This window comes from Pantoea sp. FN0305, from assembly GCF_050113845.1.
Taxonomy (GTDB): Bacteria; Pseudomonadota; Gammaproteobacteria; order Enterobacterales; family Enterobacteriaceae; genus Mixta; species Mixta alhagi.
On the sequence record NZ_JBNJSN010000001.1, the window covers coordinates 90,200 to 104,624 of the forward strand.

The window sequence follows — 14,425 nt, forward strand, 5'->3', positions numbered from 1 at the left end:
GTACTGTGAGCGAAACAAGTGATGAATACTGGATGCGCTATGCGTTACAGCTGGCGCATCGGGCGCGTGAGCAGGGCGAAGTTCCGGTGGGAGCGGTGCTGGTACAGCATGATCAGGTGATTGGCGAAGGCTGGAACCGACCCATCGAACAGCACGATCCTACAGCGCACGCTGAAATGATGGCGTTGCGTCAGGGAGGTAAAGTGCTGGAAAACTATCGCCTGCTGGATACCACGCTATACGTCACGCTGGAGCCATGCATCATGTGTGCGGGCGCGATTGTTCATAGCCGCATTAGCCGACTGGTCTTTGGCGCCAGAGATGAAAAAACCGGCGCGGCCGGGTCGCTGGTAGATATATTGGGGCATCCGGGCATGAACCACCAGGTTAAGGTGGAGCATGGCGTACTGGCAGAGGAATGCGCCGCCACGCTCAGCGATTTTTTCCGCATGCGCCGTGCACAAAAACGTGCGCAGCGGCAGGCGCTGCGGGCAGCGCAGGCGAATCAGCCCTGAGACCGCTTTAATTCATGGCGATATCGGGCGCAACGGCCGGATAACCCGCACCCAAAGCCGCTTCCGCTGCTTTACGCTGGGCCAGCTTTTTCTCCTGCTCCTGCAGATAGCCTACCAGGCTAAGCTGATACTTGCGGATATTCTCCACGTAGTTATAGGCTTCGTGACCGCGTGCATAGCCGTAGGTGGTCTGACTGTAATAGCGTTTCTGGCTCAGCATCGGCAGCCGTAGCTTAACGTCTGCCCAGCTGTCAGGATTGCCGCCCTGTTTTTCAGTCAGCTTGCGCACATCCAGTATATGCGCGTAACCCATATTATAGGCTGCCAGCGCAAACCAGATACGCTCATCCTCCGGCACGGTAGAAGGAACTTTTTCCATCATGCGTTGCAGATATTCACTGCCGCCGCGAATGCTCTGTTCTGGATCGAGACGATCGCTCACCGCCAGGCTGTCAGCGGTGTTGCGGGTCAGCATCATCAGGCCGCGCACGCCGGTTGGCGAGGTCGCCTGCGGATTCCAGTGCGACTCCTGATAAGAGATTGCCGCCAGCAGCCGCCAGTCTATTTCTTTCGCATAGCGTTCAAACAACGGGCGGATACCGGGCAGAGTATCGTCAATCGCGCGCAGGAAGGTACGGGTATCCACATAGTCAAAAGCGCCAACGTGACCAAGATATTTCTCTTCCAGCCGCGCCATTGCGCCTTCCTCTTCCATCTGGCTAAAGAAGTCGAGCATCGCCGCATAGAGGCTGTCATCTTCTTCACGCTGCATATACCAGGTGACAGGCTCTTCATCGGTAATATCAAACGCCACCGCCAGCTGCGGATGAATACGTTGCAGCAGGCCGATAGTCACGGAATCGCCGATGGTATAATCCAGCTCGCCATCCGCTACTGCCTCCAGTAGCGCTTTCGGTCCCTGATCGGTGGAGATCGCCCAGTCCAGATCGGGATACTGGTTCTCTTTGACATTGCGCAGCGTGGACATATAGGCAGAGCCGGAAGCGACCGTGAGCCGCCCCTTCAGGTTGCCAAGGTTTTTCGGGCGCGGCGTGCCGATGCGGTAAACCAGCTGCTGCGAGACGGAATAATAGCTGGGGCCGGTACGAAAGCGTGCCAGCCGTTCGCTGTTATAAATCAGCCCGGCAGCCAGCATATCGGCCTCCCCGTCATCAAGGTCATCGAACAGGTCGTTCAGGTTTTGCCGAACGGTAACCTGCAACGTCACCCCCAGATAATCGGCGAATCGCTTCGCCAGCTCATAATCCATTCCGGCCGGTGCGTTATTGACGGTGTAGTAAGTCAGCGGAGAATTAATGGTACTAATTCGTAACACTCCCCGCGATTTTATCTGCGCAATTTTATCCTGCGTCCCGCCGTACCACGGGATGGTTGGCCAAAGCGCTACTGCCAGCAGCACGGTGATCAACCCGATAAGCAGATAATTAATTTTCAGGCGTTTCAAATAGTTATCTCTCGGTGGCTCTAAGGCCTCTGTCTCTTTGGGCAGCGTTTGTTATCTATTAAATCCCAGAGCGTGGGGCATTTTGCGCAACAAAGCCGCACAGAGCAACTTTAATAGCAGGAATCGTGCAATTTTCAGGCTATTTCGCAGCGCGGAAATTTCAACGCAAACGGTTTCGTTACCGGCCCCGTTTCTTTATAATATCGCCCGTTTTCCCTGTTGCGCCCAAAGAAGCGCCCTCCGGCACTTCGAAGACGAGAGATCTTAATGATGGAAATTCTGCGTGGTTCGCCCGCTCTGTCGGCATTTCGTGTAAACAAACTGCTGACCCGTTTTCAGGACGCTCACCTGCCGGTGAGTGATATTTACGCCGAGTATGTCCATTTTGCCGATGTCAGCGCACCGCTGAACGCAGAAGAAAAATCCCGCCTGCAACGTCTGCTGAAATACGGTCCCTCTCTCGCTGAACATGCGCCACAAGGGCGTCTGCTGCTGGTAACGCCCCGTCCGGGCACCATTTCTCCCTGGTCTTCTAAAGCCACCGATATTGCCCATAATTGTGATTTACCGCAGGTGCGCCGTCTTGAGCGTGGGCTGGCCTTTTATGTGCAGGCGCCACAGCTAACGGAAGCACAGTGGCCACAGCTGGCCGCGCTGCTGCATGACCGCATGATGGAAACGGTGTTTAGCGAGCTACAGGAAGCGGAAAAACTCTTTGTGCAGCAACAGCCGCAGCCGCTGCAAAGCGTTGATATTCTGACGCAAGGGCGTGCCGCGCTGGAGACGGCGAATCAGAAGCTGGGTCTGGCGTTAGCCGATGATGAAATCGACTATCTGCTGGCCGCGTTTAAAAAACTGGGGCGCAACCCGAACGATATCGAGCTTTATATGTTTGCTCAGGCTAACTCTGAGCATTGCCGCCATAAAATTTTCAATGCGGACTGGGTAATCGATGGCGTATCACAGCCGAAATCCCTGTTCAGGATGATCAAAAACACCTTCGCCGCCACGCCAGACTATGTGCTGTCAGCCTATAAAGATAACGCGGCGGTAATGGAAGGCTCGGCGGTGGGGCGCTTCTATGCGGATGCGCAGCAGGGCGTTTACGATTTCCATCAGGAGCCGACCCATATTCTGATGAAGGTAGAGACCCATAATCATCCCACGGCGATCTCGCCATGGCCGGGCGCGGCAACCGGCTCCGGCGGCGAAATTCGTGACGAAGGTGCCACAGGCCGGGGCGCTAAGCCAAAGGCGGGGCTGGTGGGCTTCTCGGTTTCTAACCTGCGTATTCCCGGCTTTGAACAGCCGTGGGAACAAGATTTCGGCAAGCCGGATCGCATCGTTAGCGCGCTGGATATTATGACCGAAGGCCCGTTGGGCGGCGCGGCGTTCAATAATGAATTTGGTCGTCCGGCGCTGAACGGTTATTTCCGTACCTATGAAGAGCGCGTAAACAGCCATAACGGCACCGAGCTGCGTGGCTACCATAAGCCAATTATGCTGGCGGGCGGTATCGGTAATATCCGCGCCGATCACGTGCAGAAAGGCGAAATTACGGTTGGCGCGAAGCTGATCGTGCTGGGCGGGCCTGCGATGAATATTGGTCTGGGGGGCGGCGCGGCCTCGTCGATGACTTCCGGCCAGTCCGACGCCGATCTCGATTTTGCATCAGTGCAACGCGATAATCCGGAGATGGAGCGTCGCTGTCAGGAAGTTATTGACCGCTGCTGGCAGCTGGGCGAAGAGAACCCGATTCTGTTTATTCACGATGTCGGCGCGGGCGGCCTGTCGAACGCGATGCCGGAACTGGTCAGCGATGGCGGACGCGGCGGACGTTTCAACCTGCGTGATATTCTCAATGATGAGCCAGGCATGAGTCCGCTTGAAGTCTGGTGTAATGAATCGCAGGAGCGCTACGTGCTGGCGGTGGCGCCAGACAAGCTGGCGCTGTTCGATCGGTTGTGTCAGCGTGAACGCGCCCCTTACGCGGTGATTGGCGAAGCGACGGAAGAGCAGCATTTAACCCTTTCCGATAGCCACTTCGACAATCAGCCGATCGACATGCCGCTGGACGTCCTGCTGGGCAAAACGCCGAAGATGACGCGCGATGTCAGTCGTCAGCAGGCGCAGGGAGAAGCGCTGGTACGCGATGGCGTTACGCTGGAAGAGGCGGTTAAACGTGTTTTACATCTGCCGACCGTAGCGGAAAAAACCTTCCTGATTACCATTGGCGATCGCAGCGTAACCGGCATGGTGGCGCGCGACCAAATGGTAGGGCCGTGGCAGATCCCGGTCGCTAACTGTGCGGTTACTACCGCCAGCCTCGACAGCTATCATGGCGAAGCTTTCTCTATTGGCGAACGTGCGCCGGTCGCACTGCTGGACTTTGCTGCCTCGGCCCGTCTGGCGGTGGGAGAGGCGTTAACTAACCTGGCGGCAACTGACATTGGCGCGCTGAAACGCGTGAAGCTCTCGGCTAACTGGATGGCCGCAGCCGGGCACCCGGGCGAAGATGCAGGCCTCTACGATGCGGTAAAAGCTATCGGCGAAGAGCTTTGTCCGGCGCTGGAGCTGACGATCCCGGTAGGGAAAGACTCAATGTCGATGAAAACCCGCTGGCAGCAGGAAAATGAGCAGCGTGAAATGACCGCGCCGCTGTCGCTGGTGATCACCGCTTTTGCTCGCGTGGAAGATGTGCGCCGCACGGTAACGCCGCAGCTGCAGACGGCGGAAGATAACGCGCTGCTGCTTATCGATTTGGGTAAAGGGCAAAATGCTCTGGGCGCAACCGCTCTGGCGCAGGTGTATCGTCAGCTGGGCGATAAACCGGCCGACGTACGTGATGTTCGGCAGCTGGCAGGCTTTTTCAGTGCCATACAGGCGCTGGTGCAGGCCGGGAAACTGTTGGCTTATCATGACCGTTCTGACGGCGGCCTGCTGGTCACGCTGGCAGAGATGGCGTTTGCCGGCCACTGCGGGATCGAAGCGGATATCGCCACGCTGGGCGCGGATGCGCTGGCGGCGCTGTTTAATGAAGAGCTGGGCGCTGTGATTCAGGTCAGCGCGCAGGATCGCGCAGTGGTAGAAGCGCTGCTGAGCGAGCATGGCCTGAGCGACTGCGTTCACTATCTTGGCAAGGCGCTGCCGGGCGATCGTTTCGTGATCCACGCGGGCGATAAAGTGGTCTACAGCGAAAGCCGCTCTACGCTACGCGTCTGGTGGGCGGAAACCACCTGGCAGATGCAGCGTCTGCGTGATAACCCCAACTGTGCCGATCAGGAACATGAAGCGAAAAAGGATGATAACGATCCGGGCCTGAACGTTCATCTCACCTTTAAGCCACAGGAAGATATCGCGGCTCCCTTTATTGCCCGCGGTGCCCGGCCAAAAGTGGCCGTGCTGCGTGAGCAGGGCGTCAACTCGCATGTTGAGATGGCGGCAGCTTTCCATCGCGCCGGCTTTGATGCGGTGGATGTGCATATGAGCGATCTGCTGGCTGGCCGTATCGGCCTGGAAGAGATGCAGGCGCTGGTTGCCTGCGGCGGTTTCTCCTATGGCGACGTGCTGGGCGCTGGCGAAGGCTGGGCGAAATCAATTTTGTTCAACAGCCGCGTTCGCGATCAGTTCGAAACCTTCTTCCATCGCCCGCAAACGCTGGCGCTGGGGGTTTGTAACGGCTGTCAGATGATGTCTAACCTGCGTGAGCTGATCCCCGGCAGCGATCTCTGGCCGCGTTTTGTACGCAACCAGTCCGAGCGTTTTGAAGCGCGCTTCAGCCTGGTTGAAGTAGCAGCCAGCCCATCGCTGTTGCTGGAAGGTATGACTGGCTCGCGTATGCCGATTGCCGTATCGCACGGTGAAGGCTTTGTCGAAGTGCGTGACGCTGCCCATCTTGCTGCACTGGAGGCAAAAGGCATCGTGGCGCTGCGTTTTGTCGATAACTATGGCAAGGTAACCGAAAACTATCCTGCTAACCCTAACGGCTCGCCAAACGGCATAACTGCAGTGACCAGTGAAAACGGCCGCGTCACTATTATGATGCCGCATCCGGAGCGCGTGTTCCGTACCGTGAGCAACTCCTGGCATCCAGCCGAATGGCATGAGGATGGCCCGTGGATGCGCATTTTCCGCAATGCGCGTAAACAGCTGGGATAATTTCTCATCCTGCTATCAACCGCACCGTTATCGGTGCGGTTTTTTTGTTTTTAAGGGAGCGTAGCTAATCTGCGACAGTGAAGGGGATCGGGTGTCTCCAAAAGGAGACATTTAAATCTATGATATTTATAAAGTATTAATAATGATACTCAGGCTGTTGCCAATAAGCGACAGAGGCGAGGGTCGATATTTAGGTTAAGTCGCTTTTCACCAATAGCTGCCACGGCAATCCCTTAATAATTAGCCAGTTATATAGATATTTCAAAGTTGGCACATTGTTTGCTAATATATCCGCAGTGGCTCATTCACCTCCTTATGACAGCCCTGCTAACGCGGTCAAGCGCTTCATAAAACGCCGAATGACGCACAAAACGGTGCCTGCCGTCCACGTACCGATAATAGTTCGCTTGCGACTTTATCAAACACCGGGCGCAACGTTGAGTTAGGCACCACCTAATTTTAATGCGATGAATGTTCATCGCATCTGGAACGGCAGGGCTTCGGCTCTGCCGTTTTTATTTCTGCGGCCATTGCCGCGTTCCCGCTGGCTGCTTTTTGCTTCAGACTTTCCTCCCGCCGCGTTGTTGGTTAGCATCATTCTCACTTCAATAAGGATAATGCATGTGAAAACCTGGCGACTGTTTCCGCGTTCCCTGCGTCAGCTGGTGCTGATGGCGTTTTTACTGGTCTTGCTGCCGCTGCTGGTACTGGCATGGCAAGCCTGGGAAAGCCTTTCGGCGCTCAGCCAGCAGGCTGCCGATACTAATCGCACCACGCTAACCGACATCCGGCGCAGTGAGGCTATGGCACGCACCGCGCTGGAGCTGGAGCGCAGCTATCGTCAATATTGTGTTCTTGGCGATCCGATGCTGGCGCGGCTCTATCAAACCCAGCGCGTACGCTATTCTCAGATGCTGGATGCCCACGCTCAGGTGCTGCCCGACCTGCGCGCCTGGCACAGCCTGCGTCAGGCATTGTCCCGGCTGGAGCAATTGCACTGTCTGAACAGTAACCCGATCAGCGCTGCCACGGAGAGCCTGACAAGCTTTTCCAGCGCGAACGCGCAAATGGTACAGGCCACGCGTGAAACCGCTTTTTCGCGTGGCTTACAGCTGCAACGGGAGATCGCCGAGCGCGGACAGTTCTTTGGCTGGCAGGCGCTGCTGCTGTTTATGGTAACGCTGGGGCTGGTACTGTTGTTTACCCGCATGATTATCGGACCGGTAAAAAGAGTTGAAAGGATGATCAACCGGCTGGGCGAAGGCCGGCCGCTGGGCAATATGGTCGGCTTTAAAGGCCCGCGTGAAATCCGGGCGCTGGGCCAGCGCATTATGTGGCTGAGCGAACGGCTGGCATGGCTGGAATCACAGCGCCATGAGTTTTTACGCCATATCTCCCATGAGCTAAAAACGCCTCTGGCCAGCATGCGCGAAGGCACCGAGCTGTTGGCGGATGAGGTAGCGGGGCCGCTGACCGCCGATCAGAAAGAGGTGGTCGCCATTCTGGACGGCAGCAGCCGTCATTTGCAGCGCTTGATCGAGCAGCTGCTTGACTACAACCGCAAGCTGGCAGACAGTCCGCAGCCGCTGGAAACGGTAAACCTGGCGGAAATTATTCATAGCGTGGTTGACGCGCACGCGCTTCCGGCGCGCAGTAAACTGATGCAAACCGAGGTAGACCTGCAGGTTGCCACCTGTCGCGCGGAACCGATGCTGTTGATGCGGGTGATCGATAATCTCTATTCTAACGCTGTATATTACGGCAGTGAATCCGGTACCATTTGGCTGCGCAGCCAGAAGCACGGCAACCGGGTATGGATTGATGTTGCTAACACCGGCACGCCGATTCCGGTTGCAGAACAGGCAATGATCTTTGAGCCTTTTTTCCAGGGAAGCCAGCAGCGTAAGGGCGCGGTTAAAGGCAGCGGTCTGGGGTTGAGCATTGCCAAAGATTGCCTGCGGCGTATGCAGGGCGATCTGCAGCTAATCACCACGGATCAGGCTGATGTTTGCTTCCGTATTGAACTTAATTTGAGCGCCGGGAAATGATAGCCAATGACCATATTTACATTCTCTGCCGCACAAAGTTTTGGCCGTCCTCTGCTGTTGATGTCGGCCTTACTGGTTACTGCCTGTCAGCAGCCCACACACAGCGTTTTACCTAATCAGGCTGCGACGCCGCCTGAACCAAAAATCAATATCGTTGATTATCTGGCGGTGGATTGCGCTCGCGTCTGGCACATTGATGACAGCAGCAGTATTAAAAATCCGCTCTACTGGATACGCGCCATTGATTGCGCAGCCAGGCTGTCGCCGGTACAGGCGCGGGCGGAGGCGCACGGCTGGCCCGCCACTAACTGGCAAAACAGCTTTAAGCAGGGGATCCTGCTGGATAACGGCAACGTTACGCCGGTTGAACGGCGTCAGTACGTAGAGCAGTTGGACAGTTTCAGCGTGGCTTATCCCGCCTCGGTTCGCCCGCTACTGCAGCTGTGGCGTAATAACCAGGCGTCCCAGCTGGATTTATCAGAAAGCCGGACGCGCTACCATCATCTGCAGCAGAGCAGCGACAGTCAGCTTGATGCGCTGCGGCAAAAGCAGCGCAGCCTGAATCGGGAGTTGATGGAGACGCGTCGCAAGCTGGAGACGCTGACCGATATTGAACGGCAGCTCTCGTCGCGTAAGTCGCCTGATGTCTCAGATAATAGTCATTCTGATGAGAGCGTGACATCTGCGCCGTCAGGTGAAAACAGCCATGAAAAAGAGGCGCAATAATGCCACGTAACTCTGCCCGTTTGCTGCTGGTTGATGACGATCCCGCGCTGCTAAAGCTATTGGGAATGCGTCTGACCAGCGAAGGTTTTCAGGTCACGACGGCCAGCAGCGGGCCAGACGCGCTGCGTCAGCTGAATAAAGAGAAGGTCGATCTGGTGATCAGCGACCTGCGTATGGATGAAATGGATGGTCTGGCGCTGTTTGGCGAAATTCAGAAGCTCCATCCTGGCCTGCCGGTGATTATCCTGACGGCGCACGGCTCGATACCTGAAGCGGTTTCAGCCACGCGCCAGGGCGTTTTCAGCTTTCTTACCAAGCCTGTGGATCGGGATGCGCTCTATAAGGCGATTGATGAAGCGATGTCCCATAGCGCGCCAGCCAGCAATGATGCCTGGCGCGAAGCGATCGTTACCCGCAGCCCGCTGATGCAGCGCCTGCTGGAACAGGCGCATATGGTGGCGCAATCTGACGTCAGCGTGCTGATTAACGGGCAAAGCGGTACCGGTAAAGAGGTGCTGGCGAAGGCGATTCATGCTGCCAGCCCGCGAGCCGGTAAACCTTTTATTGCCATTAACTGCGGCGCTTTGCCGGAACAGCTGCTGGAATCGGAGCTGTTTGGCCATGCCCGGGGCGCCTTTACCGGGGCGGTAAGCGCGCGTGAAGGATTGTTCCAGGCGGCTGAAGGCGGCACGCTATTTTTAGATGAAATCGGCGATATGCCGCAAACGTTGCAGGTTAAGCTGCTGCGCGTGCTGCAGGAACGGAAAGTACGGCCTTTGGGCAGCAACCGCGACCTGGACATTAACGTGCGCATTCTTTCCGCCACCCATCGTGATTTGCCGAAAGCGATGGAGAAGCAGGAGTTTCGCGAGGATCTGTTTTACCGCCTGAATGTGGTAAGCCTGAAAATCCCGGCGTTACATGAGCGTGCCGAGGATATTCCGCTGCTGGCGAATCATCTGTTGCGCCAGGCGGCAGAACGGCATAAACCCTTTGTCCGCAGCTTCTCAACCGATGCCATGAAGCGTCTGATGAGCGCCAGCTGGCCCGGCAACGTGCGTCAGCTGGTTAACGTTATTGAGCAGTGCGTGGCGTTGACCTCCGCGCCGATAATTAGCGAGGCGCTGGTGGAGCAGGCGCTGGCGGGCGAAAACACGGTGCTGCCGACCTTTGTCGAGGCGCGTAATCAGTTTGAACTCAACTATCTGCGTAAGCTGCTGCAGATGACCAGAGGCAACGTTACCAACGCGGCGAGGCTGGCAGGACGCAATCGCACCGAGTTTTATAAGCTGCTGGCGCGTCACGAGCTGGATGCTAACGACTTCAAAGAGTTGTAGTTTTTAGTGCCGTTCACGCGGTCAGATATGTTAGCTTAGCCTGCGGAAACAGAGATCGTATCTACCGCACACAGTCTGAGTATTACCCGTCCGGCCACGGAGGGAGAGAAAAAGGGTCCGTTATGAAAAAGATTGACGCAATTATCAAACCGTTCAAGCTCGACGATGTTCGCGAGGCGCTGGCTGAAGTGGGCATTACCGGGATGACCGTGACTGAAGTAAAAGGCTTTGGTCGCCAGAAAGGGCATACGGAGCTTTATCGCGGCGCGGAGTATATGGTCGACTTTCTGCCGAAGGTAAAGATTGAAATCGTAGTGGCTGACGACATTGTCGATACCTGCGTCGATACCATTATGCAGACGGCGCAAACAGGCAAAATCGGCGACGGCAAAATCTTTGTCTACGATGTGGCGCGCGTGGTGCGTATTCGTACCGGTGAAGAAGATGAAGAGGCGATCTGATTCCACTGGCTGCTAACGTCCAGGCGAGCTGATTGCTTTCGCGCCTGGACGCCAGTGGAGTTTAAATCCGAACGCACTCTTTGCCAGCGCCTGGTCGGGGCTGGCTTTTCATCAGGCTAATGCCAGCGCGACGGCCGCTTCAGCATGAATTTGCGTGGTGTCGAACAGCGGAACCGTCGCATCCTGTTGATCGATAAGCAGCGTAATTTCCGTACAGCCCATAATAATGGCTTCCGCTCCCTGCGCGACCAGCTCTTCCATCACCGCGCGATATTTCTCTCGGGAAGCGGCATTAATATGGCCCAGGCACAGCTCCTGATAGATAACCTGATGCACGGTTTCGCGTCCGGCTTCATCCGGGATCACTACTTCAATGCCATAGTCGTTCTGCAGCCGCTGTTTATAAAATGCCTGCTCCATCGTAAAGCGGGTGCCTAACAGCCCGACTTTACCCATCCCGGCCGTTTTAATCGCTTCCGCCGTGGCGTCGGCAATATGCAGCAGCGGAAGAGTGCACGCCGAGGCGATTGCAGGTGCCACTTTATGCATGGTATTGGTACAGAGCACGATAAAATCAGCGCCCGCCGTCTGCAAAGCGTGGGCTGCTGCCGCAAGCTTTTCTCCTGCTTCCTGCCAGTTACCGGCCGCCTGCAGCTGCTCTATTTCATAAAAATCCACGCTATACATCACCAGCCTGGCAGAGTGCAAACCACCAAGCTGCGCGTTGATGCCTTCGTTGATAATTTTGTAATAGAGCGCCGTTGACTCCCAGCTCATCCCGCCCAACAAACCGATCGTTTTCATGCGTCACCTGCGTAAATACCCGGAATCAGCAATGAGCTTAAACCACTTTGTGCGGGCCAAACACCTCATAATGAATATGCTGATGGGGAACGCCGGCATCCAGCAGCTGACGCGCAATAAATTGCATAAAGCTTACCGGACCGCAAAGATAGTAGTGGCGATCTGTTTCAGCCAGCTCGGCGGCAACGGCAGAGAGATCTATTTTGCCCTGCGCGCTAAAGCGTCCGGCATCTTGCTCACGCGGTTTGCTGTACCAGACATGGCTGTTGAAATGCGGAAGCAACGCGCCGGTTTGCGCGACTTCATCAGCAAACGCATGGCGGGCACCGTTCTCTGCTGCATGAAGCCAGCTTACCGGTGCCTGGTGAGGCTGTTTGGCAAGGGCATGCAGCATCGCCAGCATCGGCGTTAAGCCGACGCCAGCTGAAATCAGGGTCACAGGTGTTGTCGCCTCGACCTGCAGGAAAAAGTCGCCGGCCGGCGCTGCCAGATTAACCACGTCGCCAACTTTTGCTTTCGCATGCAGCCAGCCGGAAACCGTACCCAGCGCTTCATGTTTTACGGCGATGCGATAGTCGCGACCATTTGGCGCATGGGTCAGAGAGTATTGCCGGATTTCATGGTTAGCGAAGTCAGGATCCTGCACATGCACGCCCAGATACTGGCCTGGGTTAAAATCCGCCACCGGTTCGCCATCTACCGGCGTCAGGGTAAAGCTTTTAATGACCTCGCTCTGCTGCTGAATAGCGCTGATACGGAAAGGCCGTGTGCCGCGCCAGCCGCCCGGTTTTTCCTCGTGCTCATGATAAATTTCCTCTTCGCGCTGGATAAACACATTGGCCAGCACGCCATAGGCTTTGGCCCAGGCGTCCAGCACTTCCGGGCCAGGATTGAGCATTTCATCAATGGTGGCCAGCAGGTGTTTGCCCACAATCTGATACTGTTCCGGCTTAACGGAAAAACTGGTGTGTTTTTGCGCGATACGCTCTACGGCAGGCAGCAGAGCCGCCAGATTTTCAAGGTTAGCGCCATAAGCACAGATAGCGTCAAAAAGGGCCTGACGTTGATCGCCATTGCGCTGATTGCTCATATTAAACACATCTTTCAGTTCCGGGTTATGGGTAAACATCCGGTCATAAAAGTAAGCGGTTAGCGCAGGACCCGTTGCTGCCACAGCGGGCAGGGTGGATTTAACGGTGGCGATGGTTTGGGCATCAAGCATAATCACTCTCCAGTGAAATTTATAAATTGCATTTTAAATGCATGTTAATTGCTTTTGTCGTTATTTGTAAATAATCCTGGAAAAATAAAGGATGCTAACGTTAGCAATAATGAAAAACAGACAGGCGGCGACTGAATAACTGTCATGATAAAAGCAGGAAGGCAATCGGGCTGCAAACCTTGCCAGTGCTCAAGCCAATCGTTTGCGTAAAAAGCCGTTCACGAGGCTATGCTTCTACCTGCAAAACGGTTTACACTGTTGGCCTTCGCCCGTCAGGGCCATATAGTGCCGTTAAAAGTTAGCTGAGTCAGGAGATGCGGATGTTAAAGCGTGATATGAACATTGCCGATTACGATGCCGAGTTGTGGCAAGCAATGGAGCAAGAAAAGGTTCGTCAGGAAGAGCATATTGAACTGATTGCTTCAGAAAACTACACCAGCCCGCGCGTGATGCAGGCCCAAGGTTCACAGCTGACCAATAAATATGCCGAAGGCTATCCGGGCAAACGTTATTACGGCGGTTGTGAATATGTAGATATCGTTGAGCAACTGGCCATCGATCGCGCCAAAGCGCTGTTCGGCGCAGATTATGCCAACGTCCAGCCGCATTCTGGTTCACAGGCAAACTTTGCAGTCTATACTGCGCTGCTGCAGCCGGGCGATACCATTTTAGGTATGAACCTTGCACACGGCGGTCACCTGACGCACGGCTCTCCGGTAAACCTCTCTGGCAAACTGTATAACGTTGTACCTTACGGTATCGACGAAACGGGCAAAATCGATTATGACGAGCTGGCTTCGCTGGCACAGCAGCATAAGCCGAAGATGATCATTGGCGGCTTCTCCGCCTACTCTGGCGTATGCGACTGGGCAAAAATGCGTGAAATCGCCGACAGCGTTGGCGCTTACCTGTTTGTTGATATGGCACACGTTGCGGGTCTGATTGCCGCAGACGTTTATCCGAACCCGGTTCCGCATGCGCATATCGTTACCACCACCACTCATAAAACGCTGGCGGGTCCGCGCGGCGGCCTGATTCTGGCGAAGGGCGGCAACGAAGAACTGTATAAAAAGCTTAACTCTGCCGTTTTCCCAGGCGGACAGGGCGGCCCGCTGATGCACGTTATCGCGGGTAAAGCGGTGGCGCTGAAAGAAGCGATGGAGCCGGAGTTCCGGGTTTATCAGCAGCAGGTGGCGAAGAACGCCAAGGCGATGGTCGAAGTCTTCCTGGAACGTGGCTACAACGTGGTTTCCGGCGGCACCTACAACCATCTGTTCCTGCTGGATCTGGTGGATAAAAACCTTACCGGTAAAGAAGCCGATGCCGCGCTGGGCCGTGCGAACATCACCGTGAACAAAAACAGCGTGCCGAACGATCCCAAGAGCCCGTTTGTCACCTCTGGTATCCGTATCGGCACGCCGGCGGTCACCCGTCGCGGCTTTAAAGAAGCTGAAGTTCGCGAGCTGGCTGGCTGGATTGTGGATGTGCTGGATAACATCAACGATGAAGCGACCATCGAGCGCGTGAAGCAGAAAGTGCTGGAAGTTTGCGCTCGCTTCCCGGTTTACGCCTGAGAGTTTTCCTCTCGCTTTAGCTAAAAGCCCCGCCCCGTTGGCCGGGGCTTTTTTATCCCCGCAGAAACCCTTAATTGCTTATCCTTCCATGATTTGCCAAAGTAAGCGCCTTATT

10 protein-coding genes are annotated in these 14,425 nt (G+C 55.6%); 7 read left to right on the top strand and 3 right to left on the bottom strand.

Going from position 1 to position 14,425, the window contains the following annotated elements; translation table 11 throughout:
* Positions 1-5: 5 nt before the first annotated feature.
* Positions 6-515: a tRNA adenosine(34) deaminase TadA gene (tadA, locus tag ACQE3Y_RS00480; RefSeq protein WP_426971626.1), complete on the top strand. Its 510-nt coding sequence runs from the start codon at positions 6-8 to the stop codon at positions 513-515.
* Between the two features lie 7 nt (positions 516-522).
* Here the strand turns inward: tadA and mltF are convergent, their stop codons facing one another.
* Positions 523-1,980 carry a membrane-bound lytic murein transglycosylase MltF gene (gene mltF, locus ACQE3Y_RS00485; RefSeq protein WP_426980645.1) on the bottom strand — a complete coding sequence of 486 codons (1,458 nt, stop codon included), beginning with the start codon at positions 1,978-1,980 and terminating at the stop codon, positions 523-525.
* A 267-nt stretch (positions 1,981-2,247) separates the two neighbouring features.
* Between mltF and purL the strand changes: the two genes are divergently transcribed.
* The 5 genes from purL to glnB all read left to right on the top strand — a co-directional run bounded on the left by purL (position 2,248) and on the right by glnB (position 10,710).
* The gene (purL, locus tag ACQE3Y_RS00490; RefSeq protein WP_426980646.1) at positions 2,248-6,138 is read left to right on the top strand and encodes a phosphoribosylformylglycinamidine synthase; all 3,891 of its coding nucleotides are present in this window, start codon (positions 2,248-2,250) and stop codon (positions 6,136-6,138) included.
* 623 nt (positions 6,139-6,761) lie between these two features.
* A complete protein-coding gene (locus ACQE3Y_RS00495) occupies positions 6,762-8,186 on the top strand; it encodes a sensor histidine kinase (RefSeq protein WP_426971631.1) in 1,425 nt (474 codons plus the stop codon).
* Between the two features lie 6 nt (positions 8,187-8,192).
* Positions 8,193-8,912, top strand: coding sequence for a two-component system QseEF-associated lipoprotein QseG (gene qseG / locus ACQE3Y_RS00500; protein WP_426980648.1), 720 nt, complete (start codon positions 8,193-8,195; stop codon positions 8,910-8,912).
* Entirely contained in the window at positions 8,912-10,249 is a 1,338-nt protein-coding gene (gene glrR / locus ACQE3Y_RS00505; RefSeq protein WP_426980649.1) for a two-component system response regulator GlrR, read from the top strand. The genes qseG and glrR overlap by 1 nt, the downstream gene beginning before the upstream one ends.
* A 122-nt stretch (positions 10,250-10,371) precedes the next feature.
* Positions 10,372-10,710, top strand: a complete 339-nt coding sequence (gene glnB / locus ACQE3Y_RS00510) for a nitrogen regulatory protein P-II (RefSeq protein ID WP_038624670.1) — start codon at positions 10,372-10,374, stop codon at positions 10,708-10,710.
* Positions 10,711-10,821: 111 nt separating this feature from the next.
* Here the strand turns inward: glnB and ACQE3Y_RS00515 are convergent, their stop codons facing one another.
* On the bottom strand, positions 10,822-11,514 hold the full coding sequence (locus ACQE3Y_RS00515; RefSeq protein ID WP_426971634.1) for an aspartate/glutamate racemase family protein: 693 nt from the start codon (positions 11,512-11,514) through the stop codon (positions 10,822-10,824).
* 37 nt (positions 11,515-11,551) lie between these two features.
* Positions 11,552-12,736: an NO-inducible flavohemoprotein gene (gene hmpA, locus ACQE3Y_RS00520; protein WP_426971635.1), complete on the bottom strand. Its 1,185-nt coding sequence runs from the start codon at positions 12,734-12,736 to the stop codon at positions 11,552-11,554.
* A gap of 320 nt (positions 12,737-13,056) precedes the next feature.
* On the opposite strand from hmpA, the gene glyA reads away from it, so the two are divergent.
* Positions 13,057-14,310, top strand: a complete 1,254-nt coding sequence (gene glyA, locus ACQE3Y_RS00525; protein ID WP_426971636.1) for a serine hydroxymethyltransferase — start codon at positions 13,057-13,059, stop codon at positions 14,308-14,310.
* Positions 14,311-14,425 lie beyond the last annotated feature (115 nt).

What these genes read in the sequence shown, in the direction of transcription:
- purL (WP_426980646.1), top strand. Translation starts at nt 2,248, where the DNA reads ATGATGGAAATTCTGCGTGGTTCGCCCGCTCTGTCGGCATTTCGTGTA.
- qseG (WP_426980648.1), top strand. Translation starts at nt 8,193, where the DNA reads ATGACCATATTTACATTCTCTGCCGCACAAAGTTTTGGCCGTCCTCTG.
- glrR (WP_426980649.1), top strand. Translation starts at nt 8,912, where the DNA reads ATGCCACGTAACTCTGCCCGTTTGCTGCTGGTTGATGACGATCCCGCG.
- glnB (WP_038624670.1), top strand. Translation starts at nt 10,372, where the DNA reads ATGAAAAAGATTGACGCAATTATCAAACCGTTCAAGCTCGACGATGTT.
- ACQE3Y_RS00515 (WP_426971634.1), bottom strand. Translation starts at nt 11,514, where the DNA reads ATGAAAACGATCGGTTTGTTGGGCGGGATGAGCTGGGAGTCAACGGCG.
- hmpA (WP_426971635.1), bottom strand. Translation starts at nt 12,736, where the DNA reads ATGCTTGATGCCCAAACCATCGCCACCGTTAAATCCACCCTGCCCGCT.
- glyA (WP_426971636.1), top strand. Translation starts at nt 13,057, where the DNA reads ATGTTAAAGCGTGATATGAACATTGCCGATTACGATGCCGAGTTGTGG.